The organism is Gammaproteobacteria bacterium, from assembly GCA_028819075.1.
Taxonomy (GTDB): Bacteria; Gemmatimonadota; Gemmatimonadetes; order Longimicrobiales; family Gaopeijiaceae; genus BD2-11.
In genome coordinates this window covers 86386-109202 of the sequence record JAPPMM010000016.1, presented here as the reverse complement: position 1 = coordinate 109202, position 22817 = coordinate 86386, and the positions used below count along the sequence as shown (strand labels likewise).

General features: G+C 68.2%; 17 protein-coding genes. 8 read left to right on the top strand and 9 right to left on the bottom strand.

The annotated features are described in order from the left end of the window. Positions 1-144: 144 nt before the first annotated feature. The gene (locus OXU32_02685; GenBank protein ID MDE0072875.1) at positions 145-2685 is read right to left on the bottom strand and encodes a CehA/McbA family metallohydrolase; all 2541 of its coding nucleotides are present in this window, start codon (positions 2683-2685) and stop codon (positions 145-147) included. Beyond that, a complete protein-coding gene (locus OXU32_02680; GenBank protein MDE0072874.1) occupies positions 2682-4463 on the bottom strand; it encodes an MFS transporter in 1782 nt (593 codons plus the stop codon). Before OXU32_02680 ends, OXU32_02685 begins: the two co-directional genes overlap by 4 nt. Before the next feature lie 161 nt (positions 4464-4624). Between OXU32_02680 and OXU32_02675 the strand changes: the two genes are divergently transcribed. Next, a complete protein-coding gene (locus OXU32_02675; protein MDE0072873.1) occupies positions 4625-5779 on the top strand; it encodes an NAD-dependent epimerase/dehydratase family protein in 1155 nt (384 codons plus the stop codon). On the opposite strand, the gene OXU32_02670 is transcribed toward OXU32_02675, so the two are convergent. Continuing rightward, positions 5780-6340 (bottom strand): disulfide bond formation protein B, encoded by a 561-nt coding sequence (locus OXU32_02670; protein ID MDE0072872.1) that lies wholly within the window; start codon positions 6338-6340, stop codon positions 5780-5782. It abuts the gene before it with no gap. Between the two features lie 216 nt (positions 6341-6556). Here OXU32_02670 and OXU32_02665 point away from each other — a divergent pair, with 216 nt between their 5' ends. From OXU32_02665 to OXU32_02650, 4 genes are all read left to right on the top strand, one after another. After that, positions 6557-9010: a DUF1592 domain-containing protein gene (locus OXU32_02665; GenBank protein ID MDE0072871.1), complete on the top strand. Its 2454-nt coding sequence runs from the start codon at positions 6557-6559 to the stop codon at positions 9008-9010. A gap of 67 nt (positions 9011-9077) precedes the next feature. Then, a complete protein-coding gene (locus OXU32_02660; GenBank protein ID MDE0072870.1) occupies positions 9078-10466 on the top strand; it encodes a DUF1552 domain-containing protein in 1389 nt (462 codons plus the stop codon). Positions 10467-10488: 22 nt separating this feature from the next. Beyond that, the gene (locus OXU32_02655) at positions 10489-12258 is read left to right on the top strand and encodes an ankyrin repeat domain-containing protein (GenBank protein ID MDE0072869.1); all 1770 of its coding nucleotides are present in this window, start codon (positions 10489-10491) and stop codon (positions 12256-12258) included. Between the two features lie 111 nt (positions 12259-12369). Beyond that, positions 12370-12885, top strand: a complete 516-nt coding sequence (locus tag OXU32_02650) for a hypothetical protein (protein MDE0072868.1) — start codon at positions 12370-12372, stop codon at positions 12883-12885. Here the strand turns inward: OXU32_02650 and queG are convergent. From queG to OXU32_02630, 4 genes are all read right to left on the bottom strand, one after another. After that, on the bottom strand, positions 12864-14090 hold the full coding sequence (gene queG, locus OXU32_02645; protein MDE0072867.1) for a tRNA epoxyqueuosine(34) reductase QueG: 1227 nt from the start codon (positions 14088-14090) through the stop codon (positions 12864-12866). The two genes, OXU32_02650 and queG, sit on opposite strands and share 22 nt — an antisense overlap. Beyond that, positions 14087-14413, bottom strand: a complete 327-nt coding sequence (locus OXU32_02640; GenBank protein ID MDE0072866.1) for a nucleotide pyrophosphohydrolase — start codon at positions 14411-14413, stop codon at positions 14087-14089. Before OXU32_02640 ends, queG begins: the two co-directional genes overlap by 4 nt. A 76-nt stretch (positions 14414-14489) precedes the next feature. Beyond that, positions 14490-15515, bottom strand: a complete 1026-nt coding sequence (locus OXU32_02635) for a zinc-binding dehydrogenase (GenBank protein MDE0072865.1) — start codon at positions 15513-15515, stop codon at positions 14490-14492. Further along, a complete protein-coding gene (locus OXU32_02630) occupies positions 15512-16648 on the bottom strand; it encodes a Fic family protein (GenBank protein MDE0072864.1) in 1137 nt (378 codons plus the stop codon). Before OXU32_02630 ends, OXU32_02635 begins: the two co-directional genes overlap by 4 nt. A 454-nt stretch (positions 16649-17102) precedes the next feature. On the opposite strand from OXU32_02630, the gene OXU32_02625 reads away from it, so the two are divergent. From OXU32_02625 to OXU32_02615, 3 genes are read left to right on the top strand one after another with little or no spacing between them, the layout of a single operon-like run. Next, positions 17103-17987, top strand: coding sequence for a site-specific DNA-methyltransferase (locus OXU32_02625; protein MDE0072863.1), 885 nt, complete (start codon positions 17103-17105; stop codon positions 17985-17987). Then, a complete protein-coding gene (locus tag OXU32_02620; GenBank protein ID MDE0072862.1) occupies positions 17984-18370 on the top strand; it encodes a hypothetical protein in 387 nt (128 codons plus the stop codon). Before OXU32_02625 ends, OXU32_02620 begins: the two co-directional genes overlap by 4 nt. After that, a complete protein-coding gene (locus OXU32_02615; protein MDE0072861.1) occupies positions 18367-19044 on the top strand; it encodes a radical SAM protein in 678 nt (225 codons plus the stop codon). The genes OXU32_02620 and OXU32_02615 overlap by 4 nt, the downstream gene beginning before the upstream one ends. A gap of 19 nt (positions 19045-19063) precedes the next feature. On the opposite strand, the gene OXU32_02610 is transcribed toward OXU32_02615, so the two are convergent. Then, a complete protein-coding gene (locus tag OXU32_02610) occupies positions 19064-20272 on the bottom strand; it encodes an acyltransferase family protein (GenBank protein ID MDE0072860.1) in 1209 nt (402 codons plus the stop codon). Between the two features lie 6 nt (positions 20273-20278). Beyond that, entirely contained in the window at positions 20279-22276 is a 1998-nt protein-coding gene (locus OXU32_02605) for a cytochrome P450 (GenBank protein MDE0072859.1), read from the bottom strand. Positions 22277-22817 lie beyond the last annotated feature (541 nt).

Genomic DNA, 22817 nt, shown 5'->3' with positions numbered 1-22817 from the left:
GAACTCTCCTCTTATGCGGAAGCCAAATGGCGTCCGGAAGAACGGATTTGTCGTTTCTGTGACCGATATTGTCGCAAGCGTTTCCAAGGTGGTTTTGAGCCTGTCCGAGGGACGGGCAAGGTAACCTGTAGCCTGTCCAGGCTGCTAGGGGCGCGCCCACTCCTCCAGTTGCGCCCTGGCCCGGTCGAAGCGGCCAAGCAGGTTCGGGATGTCGGCGTCTCCGTAGCCGATGACAAGGCGGTTTCGCGCGACGCGCAGCACCTCCGCCAGTTCGCGGGCGGCGCGCATTCTGGCGCCCGGCTCCGTGCTCCCGGCTTCCCCGATCCAGATCGGCGCGGTGTGGGCGAACGGGTAGCTGGCCATCGACGGCCATTCCGTGTTTCCGCCCACCGCGCGCACGGCGACCCACCCGCCCTCCGGAAGGTCGAGCGTCCCCTCGTACCGGCGTGCGCCGGCCCCGGCGAGACCCTCGGATTGCCACGCCACTTCTCCGTTGACGAGCACGTCCACGCGCTCGACCGCGCCCGCGGAACTCAGGTCGAGCGTCCAGGAGGCGGATCCGGACGCCACCACCCCACCCGGCCCCGTCCCTTCCAGGCTGAAGTCCACGAAGGGACCGTTGGTGACGAAGGTGCGGCTCTCCCTGAGGGCGGCCATGTACGCCGGCCAGTTGAGCTGGCCGCCCGTCATCGCGTATACCCTCGTGGTCCCCACCGCCATGGTGCGGAAGAAGTTGTTCATCACGTCGGTGCCGGCGCTGGGCGCCACCGGAATGCCCAGGTTGAGGAAGCGGTGCCACACCTGGGTGGTGGTGGTCTCGTCGCTCCACAGGCAGACCACCTCCAGCGCATCCAGGTCGCCGAGCACCGCGTCCGCCACCAGCTCGACGGGCACGCTGCCCGCAAGGTCCTCGAAGGGCACTTCCGACCACGGCTGGGCGCGCTCGGCGGCGCGCGCGTTCACCGGATGCACGTAGTACCCGAAGCCGCCCCGCGAGCGGGCGTGGCCCAGCGCCTCCGCGTTCTCGCGGTCGTCGGTGCCGTAGACCTGGTAGCCGGGGCCCCACACCCACGGCCAGAAGAAGTCGCCGATGCCGATCAGGCCCACGTGGCCGAGAAAGTGTGAGCGCACCTCCTGGCCGAAGCGGATAAGGGGCCCCTCCCCCGCCCGCTCCCAGCCCCACAGGTCCTGGTCCTCGAAGCGGTTGTGCAGGTTGGCCAGCAGCGGGGTGGCGACGTCGAGCGCCTCGCCCCGCATCATCGGCACCAGGTCGGCCGGGGCCAGGTCGTAGGGGCCGCCGTAGTTCAGGTGGAAGTGGTGCTCCCCCGACACCCATCCCGCGGCGCGCGCGTCCCAGACGGGGGTGAGCGTCAACTCCACCTCGGTGGTCCGGCCGGCCGCCACCTCGACCGTGCGGGCGACCTCGGGGGTCGCGAGCCCCTGCACGGCCGCCACGGTGGCGCTCCCGGCCGGCACGGTGTACTCGGCGATCCCGGTCGAGTAGGCGTACACCCGCCCGCTCTGGCCGTCGAACCAGGGCCGGGAGCCGGCCGGAACGGCGGGGTGGCCGGTTGCGTCCACCACGTCCAGGCGGGCGGCTGCGGGCGGGCCTCCCTCCTCCAGGGTGGTGCGCACCCGCAGCGTGCCAGTCTCGACCCCCCAGTCCCAGGTGCGCACCACGACCTCCTCGGCCGGCCCGCCCGCGGCAGGCACCCGGTAGAGCCGCATCGGCCGGTTGCCGTCCCCGCGCGAGAAGTACACCCACTCCCCGCCGGGCATGCTCCACGCGGGGGTGAGCGGGGTGCCGCCCCCCGTGTCCGGAGGCCCGACCAGCAGGATCGACCCCGCCGGGTTGTCCACGTTCACCAGCCGCAGCTCCCACCCGGCCTGCGTGGGCCAGTTCACCGCCACCATCGACCCGTCGGGACTGAGCACCGGGCGCGCCATGGAGGCGATGCTGCCCTCGAGCAGCGTGCGCGGCCCGGGACCCGCCGGCGATCCGGCGGCGTCCAGTTCGCGCACCAGCACCCGGTCGCCACCGCCGCCGCCCTTGGCCAGGTACACCAGGGCCCCCGCGCCGGGCTGCGGTTTCAGCTCGATCCCCCGGACGTCGGTGATCCGGACCCTCTCCCCGCTCGCGAGCTCGAGCGCCCACAGGTCTATGGTGCCTGCTGAAGCGGACGCGAAATACAGCCGGGAGCCATCGGACGAGAAGGCCGGGTCGAGCTCGATCGCCGGGGTGTTCTCGCTCAGCAGCTCCGCGCCCGTCGCGGCATCCGCCACCACGATCCAGGTATCGCGCGTGTCGTCGCGCACGAACGCGATGCGGGTCCCGTCCGGCGACCAGGCCGGACGCGCGTCCATCGCACCGCCCGAGGTCAGCCGGCGCGCGCCGCCGTCCACCAGGTCCATCACCCAGATCCAGCCGTGCGATGCGAAGGCAAGGCGCGTCCCGTCCGGGGAAGCCGCGGGGTCGATGGGACCGCCGGTGAGGGTGGGCATCTCGTAGCCTTCCAGATAGATCTGGTGCCCGTAGCCCTCAACGCGGGGGTACCGGTTGGTCCATTGGGCGGAAAGCGCCGCCGGTGCCAACGCCGCGGCCAGGACGATCGCGCCCAGCCGCGCAGCCGCCGGAGAGACAGTCCGAACCCGATTCCTGCGTCGATTCATGCTGCGTCCATTCATGCTTCAGCCTCCTTTCCTTCCATCTTCGCCCGGTCGTGGGTGCGCCGCAGCGGAATCTCCGGGATGCGGGCCGCCAGCAACCCGGCCACGAGCGTGAGGAACGCGGCCATCCAGTAGATGCGGTGGGAAGCGCCGGTGAAGGCCAGCCGCACCCGCTCCGCCGAGTCCCGGGCCACCCTCACGCCTTCGGTGCGCAGCGCGTCCGCCCGATCCGCCGTGCCCGCCTCCGCGGCTCGCTCCTCGAAAGCCGCGAGGATCGCCTCCGACAGCCCGACGCCCCCGGTCGAGACGTAGGCTTGCGCCGTCACCCTGCCCCCGGTCCGGTCCCGCAGTTCATTGTCCAGCACGCCGAACGTAGCCGCCAGCGTAAAGGTCAGCACCGCGCCCATGGCCGCCGCCCCCACCGTCGCTCCGGTCTGGCGGAAGAACTGGGAGGCGCTGGTCGCCTGGCCGACGAAGCGTACGTCGGTGGCGTTCTGGATGGCCAGGGTGAAGAGGGGCATGCCGGGCCCCGCGCCCAGGCCGCAGAGGATCATGTACAGATAGACCTGGCCGTACGCCGTGTCGGCATCCATGCGTGCAAGCAGCGCGGCGCCAAGGAAGAACACCGCCGTGCCGGCGACGATCTGGCGCCGGTAGCCGATGCGGCTGGCGACCTGTCCCGCAAGGGTGGCCGAGATCACGATCCCGAGCGAGAACGGGATCAGCACCACGCCCGCTTCGGTAGCGGAAACCCCCCTCGTCGAGACGAGGAAGAGCGGGACGAAGATGTTGACGGAGATGAAGGCGGCGCCGAAGAAGAACGTGGCCAGCGTCGCCCGGCGAAAGACGGCTTCCGAGAAGAGCCGAGGCTCGAGAATCGGCCCCGTCGCGGTGCGCGACCGTCGCACGAACGCCATCAGCAGAATCGCCGACACCGCCAGCAGCCCCGGCGTCGCCCACAACTGCCATCCCCCGCCCGCGGCCGATCCTTCCGCCGCCGCAGACGCCGAAGCCAGCCACGGAAGCCAGGGGCTGGCCTGCTTGTCGATCTGGAGGCCGAGGACCAGCGGCGCCAGACCGCCGACCAGAAGGCCGGCCCCGACGAAGTCCGGGCGCGTCGCCCCCGGAGCCGCCTCCAGCAGCGGCATCCGGCGCAGGATATGCCACAGGGCCACCCCGCCGATGGGCAGGTTGACCAGAAAGACCCAGCGCCAGCCGGAGATCCCGGGCATCCAGCCGCCCGCGTGGTCCGTGAGCAGCCCGCCCAGCAAGGGTCCCAATACGGACGAGACGCCGAAGACCGCGCCCACGTACCCCTGGTACTTGCCGCGCTCGGCGGGAGTGAAGAGATCCGCGATGACGATGAAGGTCATGGCGAAAATGCCGCCCGCCCCGATCCCCTGAATTCCCCTGGAGATCACCAGCTGGCTCATGCCGTCGCCGAGCAGCGGCAGCGGGCCCGCGATCCCGGCCAGGCCGCAGGCGACCGAGCCGCCCAGGAAGAGACCCACGGCCGCCAGCGTCACGTGCCTGCGCGCATAGGTGTCGGCCAGCTTGCCGTAAACCAGCGCGAGCGAGGTCGAGGCCAGCAGATACATGGTCGCCACCCAGGTATAGCGCTCCACCCCGGCCAGGTCCTCCACGATCTTCGGGAGCGCGGTGGCGACGATGGTCTGGTCGAGGGCGGCGAGCAGCAGCGCGAGCAGGATGGCCAGAAACACGGTCATCCGGTCGGCATGGGAGATCCTGCCCTCCTCCGGCCCGGCCCCGGATGCCCCCGGCGCGGTCGCCTTCATGAAGCCTGATTCGGGAGGGACATCGCGCGCGCCTGTGCTCGCTTGCGTGACAAGCGGTGGTTAGGGTACGGGGGCTGGACCAAAGTTAGGCCGCCACGTGCAAGCGGCCAGTTCCCGGCGGGGCGTCGCCGTGGAGCCCATCCCGCATGGAGGAGCAAGTCATGCCTGCCGATCGACGAGAGTTCCTGAAGATGTCCGCGGCGGCGGGAGCCGCGCTGGGACTGGGTGGCGTACCCGCTGCCCGGCTGACGCATCCCGGTCCGGCTCGCGCGCCCGCCGCGCCACAGGAAGCGCCTCGGGCGCTGCGCATCCTCATCCTCGGGGGCACCGGCTTTATCGGGCCCTTCCAGGTGCGCTACGCCCTGTCCCGCGGCCACTCGGTCACGCTCTTCAACCGCGGGCGCTCCAACCCGGGGATGTTCCCCGACGTGGAGACGCTGATCGGGGACCGCAACGGCCAACTGGACGCGCTCCGCGGCCACACATGGGACGTGGTCATCGACAACTCGCGCTCCAATCCCGACTGGGTGCGCCTTTCCGCCGAGTTCCTGCGCGACTCGGTGGACCGGTATTTCTACGTGTCGTCGCGTTCGGCGTACTCGGATCTGAGCAGCGTGCCGATGACGTCCCATGCTCCGACCTTCACCTACGAGACCGCGGGCATCGAACCGGGCTCGGAGAATCTTCCCTACGGCCTCGCCAAGGCGCTCTCGGAGCGGGAGGCGCAGCGAATCTTCGTCGACCGCGCCAACATCGTGCGCCCGGGTCTCATCATCGGCCCGCAGGACGAGACCGACCGCTTCACCTACTGGCCGGTGCGAATCCATCGGGGCGGCGAAGTGTTGGCCCCGGGCGACGGCTCCGACACCGTCCAGATCATCGACGTGCGCGACCTCACCGAGTGGATGATCCGCATGGCCGAGACCGGCCACACGGGTGAGTACAACGGCATCGGGCCGGCCACGCCGCGGCCCATGACGGAGTTGCTGTACGGCATTCGGGCCGTGACCACCGCGGAGACGACGTTCACCTGGGTCGACACCGACTTCCTCATCGAGAGGGGAATGCGCCCTTACCGCGAGATGCCCGTGTGGCGGCCGCCGGTCCCCGGATTCGAGGGCTTCGCGCGCTTCGACCTGACGCCGGAGGTGGAGGCCGGGCTCACCTTCCGTCCCCTCGCCGAGACGGCCCGCGATACGCTCGAGTACCACTTCTCCCGTCCGCCCGAGCGCCAGGCCAACCTGCGAGCCGGCGCCACCCCGGAGCAGGAAGCGGAGGTGCTGGCGGCGTGGCACCGGAGCGGGCGCGAGGAGTAGTTAGACCTCCTCGTCCGGGCCGGAATCCCTCTCCAGCCCCCAAAGCAGCAGCAGGAGCGCGGTGATCATCAGGAAGGCCGCGCCCGCCATGGCGGGAATGGAGATGAACCCGAAGACGGCTACGTAGCGCCCGGAGCAGGGAACCCCGCCCTCGCAGGGGACCAGATCGAGCGTGGGTTGGAACTGGACCGCGACGTGGTAGGCGGCGATGGCCAGACCGGCTACGGGGAGTGGAATGGCGAACCGCCAGATCCTCGCGGAGGGCCGCAGCAGCCCCACCCCGAGCACCACCACCAGCGGGTACATGGCAAACCTCTGATACCAGCAGAACGGGCACGGCACGAAGCCGACGATTTCGGAGAAGTAGAGGCTGCCGGCGGTCGCGATGGAGGCGATGCCCCAGGCCCAGCCGACGACATGACGTTCGTAGCCCGCGAGGGACGTGCGCAGCCAGGCGCGGCCTCCCGGCATGATGAGCCCCGCCAGGAGTGCCAGGGAGGCTGCCGCCCCGGCGACGGAAGCTCCGCCGAGCATCTGCACGATCGCGGGATACAGTGTCATCGGGTCCCTGAAGTGGTTGCGGGAACGATCCGGGTCTCGAGCCCGGTTTCCGAGCCCATGAACCCTGGGGGTTCAGCGCTCATCGCCCCTAGCGTGTCCGAGAAGCGAAAGCTATTCTTATGATTCTTTGAGCTTGAGGCAAAAGCCGGGGCGAACAAATGGCTTGTGGGGCCCCCGCACCGCCGCTCCTCCGGTATACAGCAGCGTGAGGCCAGCATGAATCCTTTTCCCGCCGCGCTCACCACGCTCGGACTGCTTTTCGTGCTTGCGGACCGACCCGTCGAGCCCGTGCCGGCCGCACCCATCGAGGCGGCGTCCGTTGCGGCTTCGGCGACCACGGCCGCCGGCAATCCCGAGCACGCCGCCTCGCTCACCGGCGTCATCCGCATGTACTGCCAGGTGTGCCACAACGACGCCCTCATGACCGGCAACATCTCCTTCCAGGCGTTCGAGGTGGAGTCGGCTCCGGAAATGGCGGAAATCGCGGAGCGGATGATCCGGAAGCTGCGCGCCGGAATGATGCCGCCGCAGGGGTTTCCGCGGCCCGCCGGAGACACTCTCCAGGCGCTGGCCGAGGAACTCGAAACCCGGGTGGACGCGGCCTGGGAGCAGAACCCGAATCCCGGATTCCGCACCTTCCAGCGACTCAACCGCGCCGAGTTCGCCAGCGCCGTCGAGGACCTGCTCGGACTCCAGGTCGACGTCGGGGAGTTCCTTCCCCTCGATACCCGGAGCGCCAACTTCGACAACATCGCCGACGTGCAGGCCCCGTCCGCCACCCTGATGGAGGGCTACCTCAGGGCCGCCAACTACATCAGCCGGGTGGCGGTGGGCGATCCCGACGCGGAACCCAACTCGATTCGCTACCGGCTGCCGCGCACCACGTCCCAGACGGATCGCGTGGAGGGTGCGCCCTTCGGCACCCGGGGCGGCGTATCGGTGATTCACAACTTCCCGGCCGATGGCAAGTACGTCTTCCACATCCAGCCGTATCCCGCCGTCGAGGGCGAGGTCTTCGGGCGCACCTTCGGCAACGAGCAGATGGAGGTGTCGATCGACGGCCAGCGGGTGGCGCTGGTGACCATCGACCGCTGGATGTCGGAGTCCGAGCCGACCGGACTGAACGTCCTCACCGATTCCATCTACGTGCGCGCTGGCCCGCGCCGCGTGACCGCCGCCTTCCTGAAGCGCTTCGAGGGCGAACTGGACGACCTGATCCGGCCCATCGACCACACCCTGGCAGACGGCCAGATCGGCATCGGCTACGGCGTGACCACCATGCCGCACCTGCAGCGGCTCTCGGTCCTTGGCCCATACGAGGTCACCGGCGTGTCCGACACGCCCACGCGGCAGCTCATCTTCTCCTGCCGCCCGACCTCGCCCGAGGAAGCCCGCCCCTGCGCGCGTGACATCGTTTCCCGACTGGCCACCAAGGCCTATCGGCGGCCGGTCGACGACTTCGACGTGGAAGGGCTGATGGCCTTCTATGACCAGGGCGCGGATGAGCGCGGATTCGAGGGCGGCGTGCAGCTTGCGCTGCAGGCGATCCTCGCCAGCCCGCACTTCCTCTTCCGCATGGAGCGCGCCCCGGGCGCCACCGTGGGCACCCCCTACACGATCACCGACGCCGACCTGGCCTCGCGTCTCTCGTTCTTCCTGTGGGGGGCCCCGCCGGACCAGCAGCTCATCGACGCTGCTTCCCGGGGCGAACTCTCCGACGAGGACGGGTTGATGCGGCAGGCGCGGCGCATGCTGGGCGACGCGCGCGCCGCGGAAGGGCTCGCCCGGCGCTTCGGCGCCCAGTGGCTCAGGCTTCAGGATCTCGAGAAGATCGACCCGGACGCGCTCTCGTATCCGTATTTCGACGGAACCCTCGCGGACGCGATGCACCGCGAGACCGAGTTGCTGTTCGCCAACATGGCCATCGAGGATCGGCCCGTGCGCGAGCTGCTGACTGCCGACTACACCTTCGTCAACGAGCGGCTGGCGCGTCACTACGGCATCCCCGGCGTGACGGGGCCGGAGTTCCGCAGGGTCCAGTACCCCGACGAGAACCGGCGCGGCATCCTCGGCCACGGCAGCGTGCTGACCATGACCTCGCACGCCGACCGCACCTCACCGGTGCTGCGCGGCAAGTGGGTGCTGGAGGTCCTGCTGGGAACCCCGCCGCCACCGCCGCCACCGGACGTGCCCGCCTTCGAGGAAACCGAGGGCGCGGACGACGGCCGCTTCCTCACCGTGCGCGAGCGCATGGAGATCCACCGCGCGAACCCGGTTTGCATGTCCTGCCACCAGTTGATCGACCCGGTGGGCCTGGCGCTCGAGAACTTCGACGTTACCGGTGCGTGGCGGATCCGTGACGAGGGGAATCCCGTGGATCCGGCCGGAGAGCTGTACGACGGCACGCTGCTTACGGGACCGGCCGACCTTCGCAACGCGCTCCTGAAGCGCCCGGAGGTCTTCTACCGCATCTTCACCGAAAACCTGATGGCGTACGGCCTCGGCCGGCGCGTCGAGTACTACGACATGCCGACCGTGCGCAAGATCGTGGCGGCGGCGGCGGACAACGACTTCAGGTTCTCCTCGTTCGTCCTGGGCGTCGTGGAGAGCCCGGCCTTCCGCTCGTCGCTGGTGGCGCCGGAGGCCGTTGCCACCCCGGCCGGAAACTGAATTGATTACGCGAGCACCGCATGAGCCGGTGCCCTTGCAGAGTTGTACTTCGAACGGAGTCTGAACGATGAATTTCATCACCGGAAAGAGCATCTCCAGGCGCACGATGTTGCGGAGCATGAGCGGCGTCATTGGGCTGCCGCTGCTCGACGCCATGGTTCCCGCGGGAAGATTGTGGTCGGCGACCGCCGCGGGACGGGCCGCCAACGACACCCGGCTCGTCTTCATCGAACAGGTGCACGGCGCGGCCGGGTGCAACGAGTGGGGTGCTTCCCAGAACCTCTGGGCCCCCGCCGCCGAGGGTAAGGACTTCGACCTTTCCCCCACCAGCCTGCGGTCGCTTGAGCCCTTCCGGAAGTATCTCACGATCGTCACCAACACCGACTCGCGCATGGCGGATGCGTTCTCGCCCGAGGAGATCGGCGGCGACCACTTCCGCACCACGGCGGTGTTCCTCACCCAGGCGCACCCGAAGCAGACCCAGGGCTCGGACCTGCATATCGGGACCTCCATGGACCAGCTCTTCGTCCAGCGCTACGGCCAGGAGACCCCGATTCCGTCGATCCAGCTCACGATCGAGAACGTGGACCAGGCGGGCGGCTGTGCGTACGGCTACGCCTGCGCCTACACCGATACCGTCAGCTGGGCGTCGCCCAGCGAGCCGCTGCCGATGATCCGCGATCCGCGCGCCGTCTTCCAGCAGCTGTTCGGAGCCGGCGGAACTCCGGAGCAGAGGGCCCAGCGCCTGCGCACCGACCGCAGCATCCTCGACTGGATGCTGGACGAGATCACCAGCCTGAAGCGGGAGCTGGGACCCGCCGACCAGCAGCGCGTCTCCCGCTACATCGACAACATCCGCGACCTGGAACAGCGGATCACCCGCATCGAGATGCAGAACACGAGCGGAGAGGAGCGGGAGATCCCCGAGGCCCCCGTGGGCGTGCCGGATGATTTCCGCGAGCACATGGAAGTGATGTTCGACCTGCAGCTACTGGCCTTCGCCTCCGACACCACGCGGGTCTTCTCGTTCAAGCTGGGCCGGGACGCTTCGCCGAGGATCTATCCGGAGAGCGGTTCCTCGACGCCCTTCCACGCGGGCAGCCACCACGGCGGACGCGAGGAGCGGATTCTCGACTTCGCCCTGATCAACACCTATCACGTCGGCATGCTTCCGTACTTCCTGGAGAAGCTGCAGGCGACCAACGACGGGGACGCGACCCTGCTCGACAAGACGATGATCATGTACGGATCGGCCATGGCCGACCCCAACATCCACAACCATGCCCGCTGCCCGCTCTTCATGGTCGGCGGCATGAACGGACTGCTGGAGGGCGAACGGCACGTGGTCGCGCCTCCGGGCACCCCGATGGCGAACGTCATGCTCGATCTGCTGCATCGGCTCGGCCTGAACGAGCTCGAGTCGTTCGGCAACAGCACCGGCACCTTTGCCGTGTAGGCACGCTGCGAGGAGTGGGACAATGGTGACAGGAAAGCGAACTTTCGCACCCTGGTTGAAGCGCACGCTGGCGGTGAGCGCCCTGGTGCTGGTCGCGGCCACACCCGACGAGTCTCCGGTCGCCGACGCGGCGCAGCGGGGCGAGGCGGAGGAGATTCGCAATCTGCTCCGGCAGGGAGCGGATCCGAGCGCGGCGCAGCCCGACGGCATGACCGCGCTGCACTGGTCGGCGCTGAACGACCAGCTCGATATCGTCGAGACGCTCATCTTCGCGGGAGCCACGCTGCAGCCGGCCACCCGCGTGGGGGGCTACACGCCCCTCCATCTGGCGAGCCGGGCCGGGAACGCCGGGGTGGTTGCGGCGCTGCTCGACGCCGGCGCCAATCCGGACCTTCTGACCGGAACCGGTGCAGCGTCCCTGCATTTCGCCGCCGAGGCCGACGTCCTTGAGGTGGTGAATGCGCTGGTCGGACACGGTGCCGACGTGAACGTCCGCGACGGCTACTCCAGCCGCACGCCCGCGATGTTCGCCGCAGCGCGCAATTCCGCGGCGGCGCTACAGGCGCTTCTCGACGCCGGCGCCGACCCCGACCTGGTCAGCGACACCCGCGACTTCGCGGAGATCGAGGCCGCGGACCGGGAAGAGCGGACCCGCCGGCAGCGCATCCGCGAAGCGGAAAAGGATCCGGAGCCCGAGGAAGAGCCCGGTGCCCAGCAGCCCGGCCAGGGGCGCGGTGGTTTTCCGGGAGCCGGTCAGGGGAACGAACCGGAGATTCCGCCGGACGGTCCCAAGGTACTCTCGTCCATAGAGCAGATCGGCATTCAGGGAGGATTCTCCCCGCTGCACTACGCGGTCCGCAACGGGCACGCCGAGGCCATGCAGGTGCTGGTGAACGGCGGTGCCGACATCAACCTTCCGAGCGCGGATCAGTCGTCGCCCCTGCTGCTCGCGACCATCAACGGAAACTACGACCTCGCGAGGACGCTGCTGGAGGCCGGGGCCGACCCGAACCTCCTGAGCGACGACGGCGCGGGGCCCCTGTTCGCCGCGCTGAACATCGAGTGGTCGCTGCGCACCTGGTATCCGCAGCCGCAGGCCTTCCGCCAGCAGGAAACCGACTACCTCGAGCTCATGGAGCTGCTGCTCGACGCCGGAGCCGACCCTAACGCGCGCACCGACACCCACATCTGGTACGCCGCCTACAACGCGGGCCGCATGGGCGTGGACTTCGCGGGCGCGACGCCGTTCTGGCGGGCCGCCTACGCCGCCGACGTGCAGGCCATGAGGCTGCTGCTCGACAACGGCGCCGACCCCAACATCTGGACGTACAACCTGATCAGCCCCAGGCGCTTCAACTTCCGTCGCCCCGGCGAGCCGGAGGAGGATCCGTCCGGACTCGAGCCGGTTCCGCACGGGGGGCTCGGCGTCCATCCGCTGCACGCCGCCTCGGGCGTCGGCTTCGGCACCTCACGCGTAGCGCAGACGCACCGGCACGTGCCCGATGGCTGGCTGCCGGCGGTGCGCTTCCTGGTCGACGAGGTCGGCATCGATCCCAACATCCGCGACAAGGACGGGTTCGCGCCCATCCACCACGCGGCCGCGCGGGGCGACAACGAGACCATCCTGTTCCTGGTGGAGCGGGGCGCCGACGTGACCCTGCTCAGCCGGCGAGGGCATACCGTCGCCGATATGGCCAACAGCCCGGAGCAGCGGGCTCAGCCGCATCCGCCGACCGTCGCCCTGCTGGAGAAGCTGGGATCGAAGAACAACCACAACTGCAGATCCTGTTGAAGCACGGGATCCCTTCCCGCCCGGTGCCGAACCCCTCGTACTTGTGCGAGGGGTTTGGTTTGGCCAACTGAACCCGAGGACGTCGGCAAGCGTCCGCCTACGGAGCACGGAATGAAGCGTTACGCGTTGATGGCGATGATACTCGGGCTGATCGGCCTCCCCGTGGAAGGCGCCGCCCAGGACACGGTGTGGAACCGCTACACCCTCGAGGATCTGGGCGGCGTCTTCGTGAGCGCGCAGACGGGCGCCGCCTGCGCCGGCGCCGGGATCACCGACGAATCGGTGCGGGTCCAGGCCGAGGCGACCCTTGCGGCCGCGGAGGTGGAGCTGCTGACCCAGGGCGAGATGCTTCGCAACCCCGGCCTTCCCGAGCTGCGCATCATCCTGGAGTGCACGCCCGGCGATGGCGTGGCGGTGACGGGGGCGCTGGCCTGGTCGGTGGCGGTGCGCGTCCACCAGTCGACCCAGATGACGCGCGACAACCAGATCACGCTGTCGGAGGCCGTCACCTGGTTCGCCACCGGGCTGGGGGTCGCCGCGATCGTCGATGCCCAGGCCGCTCTCGAAGCCGCGGTCACGGCCAAGGTGGAGGAGTTCGCCACCGCCTACACGGAGACCAACGGCTGAGCTGACGGCGCTCCGGGTTGAGGGTCCGCCCGCAGCTCTTGTTCCAGGGCCCGCGCGATTTCCTCGCGCACCCAGGCGTCGTCCTCCACTTTCATGCGCGCGCGCAGGGCGGCTGAGGCGCCGGTCGACTCCGGGATTTGCCCGAGCCCCCACGCGGCGTGGCCCCGCACCAGCGGCGCTCCGTCCTGAAGCGCCCGCTCCAGCACGGCGACCGCATCCACGCCACCCAGGTTTCCGAGCCCAACGCAGACGTTGCGCAGCAGGCCGTCACGCCGGGCCCGCTTGACCGGTGAGCCGCGGAAGGCGCGCGAGAACGCCGCGTCGTCCATGGCGAGCAGACGCTCGGCCAGCTCCACCAGCAGGGGACCGTCCAACTCGGGCCGAGCCCGGTACGCCGTCTCGGCGGCGGGCGTTTGGAACTTGACGTTCCAGGGACACACTTCCTGGCAGATGTCGCAGCCGTAGATGCGGTTGCCGATTCGAGCCCTCAGCTCGGGCGGAATCGGCCCCCGGTGTTCGATAGTCAGGTAGGAGATGCAGCGCCGGGCGTCCATGACCGGCGCCCCCTGCGCATCGCGTCCCAGCAGGGCGCCGGTGGGACAGGCATCAAGACAGCTCCGGCAGGTGCCGCAGCGATCCTCGGTGAAAGGCTCGTCCTCCGGCAGTTCGAGGTCGAGGAGCAGGATTCCCAGGAAGAAATACGAGCCGCGTCCCGGGTCGATCAGCATTGTGTTCTTCGCCAGCCATCCCAGTCCCGCGCGCATCGCCAGTTCGCGCTCCAGGATCGGGCCCGTATCCACATAGGCACGCCCGGAGACACGGCGTCCGACATCCTCCCCGATCCCCGCGAGCAGCTTCACCAGGCGCCGTTTCATGACGTCGTGGTAGTCGTCCCCGCGCGCGTAGCGGGCGATCACCGCGCGCCGCCCGTCCTCTGCCAGCCCGGGGGGATCGGGCTGGTAGTAGTTGTGGGTCACGAGCACGACGGAGCGCACGTCGGCCATGGTGAGGCGGAGGTCGCCCCTGCGCGCGATGGAGTCCTCGCGGGCGAGGTAGCCCATCTCGCCGTGGGCTCCCTCCTCGATCCAGTTCCGGTAGAATTCCATGTGCCCGCTGGCGTGCGGGGCTGTGAAGCGAACCCGGTCGAATCCCAGGGCGAGGGCGAGGGCGCGGATGCGGTCGCGAAGGTCGGCGGCGGACTTCACGCTGGCGGCGTCGCCGGGGTCCAGCGATCGCTGTCGCGCGTCTCGTACTTCTCGAGAACCCGCTCCAGGGCATCTTCGAGATCGATTCCCCGTTCGTTGGAGAGCGCGATCAGAACAAAGAGGATGTCGCCGATCTCGAGCGCGAGATCCTTCTCGGCTTCGTCGGCCCGCTTGAGTTTGGAGCCGAAGCGGTGATTCAGTTCGCGCGAGAGTTCACCGACTTCCTCGACCAGGCGAGCGAGGTTGACGAGCGGAGGCCAGTAGCCCTCCTCGAATCGCGAGATCCAGGCGTCGACCCGGGCCTGCGCTTCCTTCAGGTCCATGGCATGGTCCCGGCCGTCTCGGGCCTCCCGTCGTTGTGCCACCATCTCGATCGGGGTCGCTGAGTCCGGTACGCCTTCATGGCCACAGCACCAGCTTGCCGAAGACCTCGCCCGCCTCGAGCCGCTCATGAGCGTCCCGTGCCCGCTCGAGCGGGAGGATGTCGTCGATGGGGGCGCGGATGACGCCGTCGAAGACAAGCTGCATCGCCCTGCGGTAGTCGGCGGGCGTGCCCATGGTGCTGCCGAGAATCGACGCCTTCTTCCAGAAGAGGAGGGGAAGGCTGGTCTCGCCGACGGGGCCGGTGGTAGCTCCGTAGCAGACCAGGCGGCCGCTCTGGCGCAGGGCGCGCAGATTCGACTTCCAGGTGGCCGCACCTACCGAGTCCACGATGAGGTCGACGCCCTGCCTGCCGGTGTCCTTCCAGAGCGCGCGTCCGTAATCGACCTCCAGTCGGTCGTAGACGACGTCGGCCCCCAGCTCGCGGACGCGGGCGACGTTGTCGGCACCGCTGGTGACCGCGTACACGACCGCGCCGGCGTGGCGCGCCATCTGCACGGCCATGGTGGACACGCCGCCCGATGCGCCGGTCACCAGCACCCGCTCGCCGGGACGCACCCGGCCGCGCACCACCACCGCGTGCCACGCGGTCACCCCGACCAAGCTGGCCGCAGCAGCGGCTTCGAATGGGACATCCGGCGGGACCTCGACCACGTTGGCGGCCGGAACCACCGCGTACTCGGCGAAGCCACCCGGCGTGTGCTCACCGATGATCCGGAGTTCACGGGACGGCAGGCTCTGCCCGGGCGCGCTCCCGTCGTACCAGTCGTAGTCCAGCGAGGGATCAACCACCACCCGCGCACCGACCGGAACGTGCCCGGCGCCCGGACCGACCGCGTCCACCACGCCCGCGATGTCCGACCCCCCGATGTGCGGCATCGCGATATCGATGGGCAGACCGCGGCGCACCCACAGATCGAGGTGGTTCATCGCGGCCGCCCGCACGGCGATCCGTACCTCGCCGGGGCCGGGAGCCGGATCGGGCACCTCCTCGATGCGCACGACCTCGGGGCCGCCGTATTCGTGGAACAGCGCGGCTTTCATGCGTTCGATTCCCCAGGGTTCGTGGGCTCGCCACCCTCCGCGACACGCATGAGGCTGGGAAACACGAAGATCCCAGGTCGACGGCCTCGTGCTGGAATGGCTTCCTTGAGTATCTCGGCGTCACACAGGCGCTGCAGGATTCTTCGTGCCGTTGGCGGAGAGAGCGCGGTTTCACGGGCGAGCTGCACGCTGGAGAAGATTGGTCGCTCGAACATCCAATCCAGAACTTCGACCGCATACAGCGTACGGGTTACATCCGGCACTCGGCTCTTCATCTCTTCATGAAGATCGAGAATGGCCTGAGCCCTGGCCAGATTGTCCTCCGCCTGGATTAGCACGGCGTGCAGGAAGAACCTGCACCAACCGGTCCAGTCGTCATCGCGGGAAACCGACAACAGCCCTTCGTAGTAGGCTTCGCGATTGGCTTCCAGGTAGGGACTGATGAAGAACGCCGGCTGACGAATCAACCCCATCTGCCACATGAACAGCGGGACGAGCATACGTCCCACGCGGCCATTGCCGTCATGGAATGGGTGAATTGCCTCAAACTCGGCATGCAGGATGGCGAGCTGGATCAGGCGGTCTGGATGGTCTTGGTGCATATATCGCTCCCAGGCGGCCATGGCGTCGAGAAGCTTGTGCGCACCGATGGGAACGAACGTAGCATCCTCGATGGAGCAACCGGCCGGTCCAATGAAGTTCTGGTTTCGCCTGTAGGCGCCGGGTGATCGATACCTTCCTCTGCCGCGGGACAGGAGCACGCTGTGCGACTCGCGAATGACTCGCTGCGAGAGGGGCAGCTCATCCATCATGCCTTCGGCGTGCTCCATCGCCATTCGGTACTGGATCACCTCCAGGATGTCGTCACGACGAGCGGGAGAACTCGCCTTGCCTCCGGCTTCGAACTCCAGCACCTCGCCGATCGTGGCCTGGGTCCCTTCGATCCGCGACGAGCGCTCGGCTTCCCGCCTCGACAGGGGCGCAAGAAGGATTCGCGGGTTCGGAACCCCGGAAAGCATTCCGTCGTATCTCGCCACCGCAGCTGATGCCGGACCGATCAACGGAACCAATCGAGGCCAGTCCAGTCGCCCATCGGGCGGGAACCTCCCCTCATGGTATTGAACCGGAGCCATCGGGTATCTTCCTCCTTCGCCAAGGCCATCTCCAACACGATACCCGGAGGGTGCCAGCGGTGAAGGCGCGCGTTTGTCGATCATCCGTGATCGTCAAGAAGATTTGGCGATCACGAGAACGAGAATATGATCGTCAAGAAGATTTGTCGATCATCCGTGATCGTCAAGCCCTGTTGTCGATCACTTCTGCGAGAAGATGATCGCCAAGGAGCTTTGTCGATCATCCGTGATCGTCAACGACCCATCAGCTCGCCCGCTCACGCCGGGGCCGTGCAGGAAGAATGCGGTTGCCCGGCATCGAACCGGCGCTGGCCCGCCTGGTGCCGGCTCTACCGACGCCATGGACACCATGGCTTGATCCCCTGCCGGTCAGTCCTAGTTTGCGGGTGTGAATGACGGGCTCTCGGACGGGATCGCCGAACCTGGAGCCGGGACCGCAAACCTGGAAGAAGACTTGAACCGGATCGTCTTCGGAGACAACCTCGAGGTGCTCCGCGGCCTGCCGGACGGGCTGGCCGACCTCATCTACGTCGATCCGCCCTTCAATACCGGCAGGGTCCAGCGGCACACGCGCCTCAGGACGACACGATCCCCGAACGGAGATCGCACGGGCTTCAAGGGCGAACGCTACAGCACCGAGTCCCTTGGCACGAGGCGGTTCCGCGACAGCTTCGACGACTACCTCGCCTTTCTCGAGCCGAGACTGGTCGAGGCGTACCGCGTCCTGGCCCCGCACGGGTCACTGTATTTCCACATCGACTACCGGGAAGTGCACCGCTGCCGCTTCCTGCTGGACGAGCTGTTCGGGCCGGACAATCTCCTGAACGAGATCATCTGGGCGTATGACTTTGGCGCGCGGCCGAAAACGCGCTGGCCGGCGAAGCACGACAACATCCTGTTCTACGTCAAGGACCTTTCGGACTACGTCTTCAACGTGGACGCGATCGAGAGAATCCCGTACATGGCTCCGGGGCTGGTGGGACCCGAGAAGGCCGCGCGCGGAAAGCTGCCCACCGACACCTGGTGGCACACCATCGTGCCCACCAGCGGCGCCGAGCGGACCGGGTATCCCACCCAGAAGCCGCTGGGCATCCTCAGGCGCATCGTCACGGCCTCATCCCGCCCGGGGGACCTGGTGCTCGACTTCTTCGCGGGGAGCGGGACCACGGGGATGGCGGCGCACGAACTGGGACGCAGGTTCATCCTCGTGGACAACAACCCGGAGGCAATGGAGGTGATGGCGAAGAGGTTTGCGGAGGTGCCGGGGATTCGGTGGGAGGGCGTCGACCCGCGCATTCCCGGACCGAGGCCAGGCTCGCGGACCGGCAGGGTCTCATGAGCCACGAGCCCGACGACGTCCACGGCGTGCCAGACGCGACCCTGGGCGGTTACCTGGATACGCACGACCGGCCGCCGGCTTTCGAGGGTGCGGATGGCCACCCGTACACCGTGTCGCTCGAGGTGGAGCAGACGCCGGACCTGCGCGCGCCCTACGTCGGCTACCTGGTGTTTCCGCGCTGGGCGGCCACCGGGCTCGGCGTGATCGGACACGTGCAGACGCCGGTGCTGTGCCGCGAGAAGGGACGCGCCGCCGCCGAGGGAAGCCTGCGCGAGCTGTCGCTGGACCGGGTGAAGTCGCTGCTCGACGACGGGATCGAGGGCCGAGGCGAGCAGGCCGGTGGTGAGCCGCGGCCCGACCCATACTCGTTCGGATCGGAATGAACGCCTCCGGACGAGAGTCGCTCCGCGTGACCGAGATCTTCCACTCGATCCAGGGGGAATCGAGCTGGGCCGGGATGCCCTGCACCTTCGTGCGCCTGACCGGCTGCCCGCTGCGCTGCGTCTGGTGCGACACGGCCTATGCGTTCAGCGGGGGGGAGCGCATGTCGTTCGACGCAATCCTCGCTGCGGTGGACGCGCACGGGTGCGACCTGGTCGAACTCACGGGCGGCGAGCCGCTCGCCCAGGCGGGCGCCTACACCCTGGTGGACCGCCTGCTGGAAGCGGGGTTCACCGTGCTGGTGGAGACGTCCGGAGCCATCGACGTCGGGCCGCTCGATCCGCGCGCGCACAAGATCATGGACCTCAAGTGCCCGGGATCGGGCGAGGTTGCGCGCAACCTGTGGTCGAACCTCGACCACCTGACCGCGCGGGACGAAGTGAAGTTCGTGGTCGGGGATCGCGCCGACTATGAGTGGGCTCGGGACGTCATCTCCGAGCGGGGCCTTGCGGACCGCGTCCGGGACGGATCGCTCAACGCGCTGCTGGTGTCATCAGTGTGGGAAGAAACCGATCTCGAGGCACTCGCCGGCTGGATTCTGGAGGATGGATTGCCGGTGCGCTTCCAGACTCAACTGCACAAGCACATCTGGGGGCCGGACGCGAAGGGGGTTTGAGGTGGCAAGGTGAATCCCGTCATGTCACCCCTCGCGGATAGCGGCGCCCGTTCAACTGCTTCCCGATGAACGTCGGCCGTACGAAGTAGTGGTAGGTCACGAGGATCAGGGCGGTTGCCGCGACCGAGACCAGCGCGAGCTTCACGATCCCCGGAAGGGGCACGCTCGCCAGGAGAAGCGGCAGCAGCATGACGAACGGCACGTGGACGATGTAGATCCAGTACGAGGCGTCCGCCATGTACCGCCAGCGCGGGCTCGGCCGGTCCATGTAGCGCAGGAAGAGTCCGATCAGTCCATACGCCATGAGCCACATGGAAAGCGCGAGAAAGACGACCGCCCGCAGATGATGCTCGACGTCCGACCCGCCGCCCGACCCCGTGCACGTCCTTTCAGACACGAGGGTGCAGCCGATTTCGAGGGAATGCCGGTAGACGAAGAAGCACAGCGTTCCGGCAGCCAGGAAAACCCACGCGGGACGCCTGAAGCCCTCCAGGGTCTCGCGCCGGCGCAGCAGCATCCACCCGAATCCGAAGAACAGGCCGTACAGGGCCAGCAGGCGCGGGGGTGGGAACGGGCCGGCGTAGTAGTCGATGGCCCACGACTCCATCCGGTACAGGATGAGGCCCGTGACCAGAACCAGCACCGCGATGCCTCCCCGGTGCACCCGGCGCTCGAAGAAGTCCATCGCCCGGGCACGCACACCGGCGGGAATCCGGGCTGCGACGGGACGCAGCGCGCTCGCGGCCACGTACAGGATCATCAGGTCGTAGAGGAACCACAGGTGCATGAACAGATGTTCCAACGCCCTGGCCGAGGTCAGCTCCGAGAGGCTGTAGGCGGCGTTCGGCGGGGTTGAACTGAACTGGGCCGCGAACGGCACGATGACGAACATCGTGACCGCCACGACGGGCCATGCCACCAGGAACGGCACCCCGATCCGGCTCCAGCGCTGCCGCAGGAACTCCCGGGTTCCGCGCGTCTCGACCAGGTACGCGGCGAAGAAGCCCGCAATCGCGAAGAAAACGGGCAGGTGGAACACGCGGATGAAGACGACCACCCAGTAGGCGAGCATATCGGCCTGCGCATCCCGGTACGGCCATTCGAAGAAGACCGTGGGCACGTAGCTCACTGCGGTGTGGCGGACCAGCCCGAGCATCATCATGGATGCACGCAGCCGGTCGAGGGAGTGATATCGGGGAAGGCTGACCTGTGGCCGCGCGCCAGTCACCAGGATCTACGCCGTAATCGCGACGTCGTGTGTCCGCCGCCCGAGGACGCGGATCTTGAAGCCCACCGGCTGCATGGTCGGGAACGACCTCACGCGCAGTGCAAAGTCGGGCGCGAGCGGCTCCAGTACGAGCTCCCTCAGTATCGTGGCCATGATGAGAACGAGTTGAACCGGGACGAGACCACTGCCGAGACACCGGTGGTTGCCGGCCCCGAAGGGGGCGTAGGCGCCGCGCTGCCGGTGTTCGCCGCGAGCCGGCGTATAGCGGTCGATGTCGAAGCGTTCCGGGTCGGGGAAATACTCTTCCAGCGTGTGCCCGACCGCCGTGCCGACCATGACCTGGGTGCCCGCGGCTACCCTGTGCCCGGCGAACTCGAATGAGTTGGCGGTGGTGCGAAGCACGGCGGGCGAGACCGGATGCAGCCGCAGGGTCTCCATCGCCACCCGGCGCGAGACATCGAGCCCCTTCAGGGCCTCACCGCTCACGGGGCCCTGCTCGAACAGGGCGTCCGCCTCGGCGGTCATGCGCTCCATGAGCTGCGGCCGCTTCAGCACGTTGTAGATCATGAACGAACAGGTGCTCGCCGTGGTGTCCAGCCCGACCATGTAGGGCGCGAGCACCGTCAGGGGCAGGTTGGTCTCCGGAAGCAGCTGGGGATCCGCGGCGCGCAGCTCGAGCATCAGGTCGAGGAAATCCGGCGTCGTTCTGCGCGGACCCTCCCTGCGCTTGTGTGCGAGCACCGCCCGGGCCAGCTCGCGGCCTCGCTCGCGGGCACGACGGAATCGGGGGAGTCTCATGACGTGTGGAATCGTCGCGGCGCTCAGCAGCAGCCCGCCCAGGAGCGTGGACAGGTCGTGCGTGTAGCCCTGCGGCGAATAGTCCGCCATCATGTGGCCCATTTGCTCGCCGATCACGTTCTGGAACGCCGGTAACGCCTCGAACGGCTCCCCCACCGGCCACTTGCCGATCTCGTCGCGGGTGATGTCGACGACTTCCTGCGACCGGTCCTTAAGGATCCGGACCGCGTATCCCCTGGCCTGGGCCTTCCGCGTGGTGACGTGATCGATCCCGTCCATGGTCAGGATCGAGCGCGACGAACCCATCTGGTTGTGGAAGTTCGCCATAGGCTCGAGCGACCGGAACACGGTCTTCCCGTGCGAGGTCAGGAAATTGGCCGCTTTCGGCCCCGCGATGCACACGAACCGGCGGCCCGGAGCGCGTATTCTGAAGATCGGGCCCAGCTCACGGTACTGGCGGGCGAGGAAGGCCACGAGTCCCCTCCGCATGGCCAAGCCGTTGCCCAGCAGCGGAAGGCCCGGCACCACCGGGATCTCCTTCGGGCGCCGGGGCTTCGGAGGCGCATCGTCCGGCGCCTCGAGCCCTTCGATCGCAAGGCTCATCGTCCGGCCGATCAGGTCCAGATTCTTCAGCAGATCGATGCGATCCCGGACCTGCGCCCGCTCCTCCGATGTCAGAATGGTGCGAAATACGCCGCAGGCGTTGGCCAGCGCGATCATGGCGATGTCCCGCGGATCCGGGACGTCGTCGGTGAACAGCACGCGCATGATCCGCAGTCTTGCTTCTTCGACCGACTGCCCGTCAACAGTGGGATAGCGCCGCGACCGCGATACCGACGGGACGAGGGACAGGAGCCCGTGCGCCTCGGATCTCAGGATGCCGCGCTCGATCAGGCGGGCCAGCGCGGCGCGGCGGATCCGGTCCCCGCGCCCGGCGATCCGATCGAGCCAATAGGCCGTGTCGCGCGATTGACCGTCCTTTGCGATCTCGGCGAGCGCCGGATCGAGGATATCGTCGCCGAAAGGCGTGGGGTCCACGAGCATCAGGCGCTCGAGATCCGTGTCGATGCGGTCCTCGAGCGCGAGATCCATCAGCACTGCGCCCGCGAGCGCCAGGTCGAGGGAGCGCGCGGGCAGGTTGGGGGCCAGATCCCCCCGCTCCTCGTCAAGGACGAGAACGAGGATTTCCTCCGCGAACCTCAGCATGGTGTGCTCCGTCTCGCAGTGGGAGCCGAAGGTCTCGATTTCATGTCAACTGCTCTGCGCGGCTTCGTGGCTTGGCGCCTTCTTCCGCGCCGAAAGCGCGCCGATTATGTCACGGATGGATCAGCTCCTGCAATCAGACAGCGATCCACCGGCTTGGGAGCACGAGAATACCGTAATCGTCAAACCGGCTGCAAGGGTGACCGGGGGCGTTGAAGGCCCGGACTCCACTCGCCGGACGGGCCGCAGGTCCGCGAAGGAAACCTGAAACCCGATGCATCGGCGGTGCGTACAGGGGCCACTGCACGGCTTCCCCCTATCATCGACCGGCTTATGAGAATCCTTCAGTTCCATCCGATCCGGGCCCGGAGGGCGCGAGTGCGTCCCGTTCCGGCGCGTTTCCGGATCGTCGTGCCCGCAGGCCGCGCGGTCGCGCGCGTCGCCGGGGGCGACCCGCCCAGGGAGGCTGAACCCTAACAGAGCCAGGGGCTTTCCCAGAAAAGTCCGGCCCATCGGGTCCGCTTCCACGGCGGACTCGATGGGC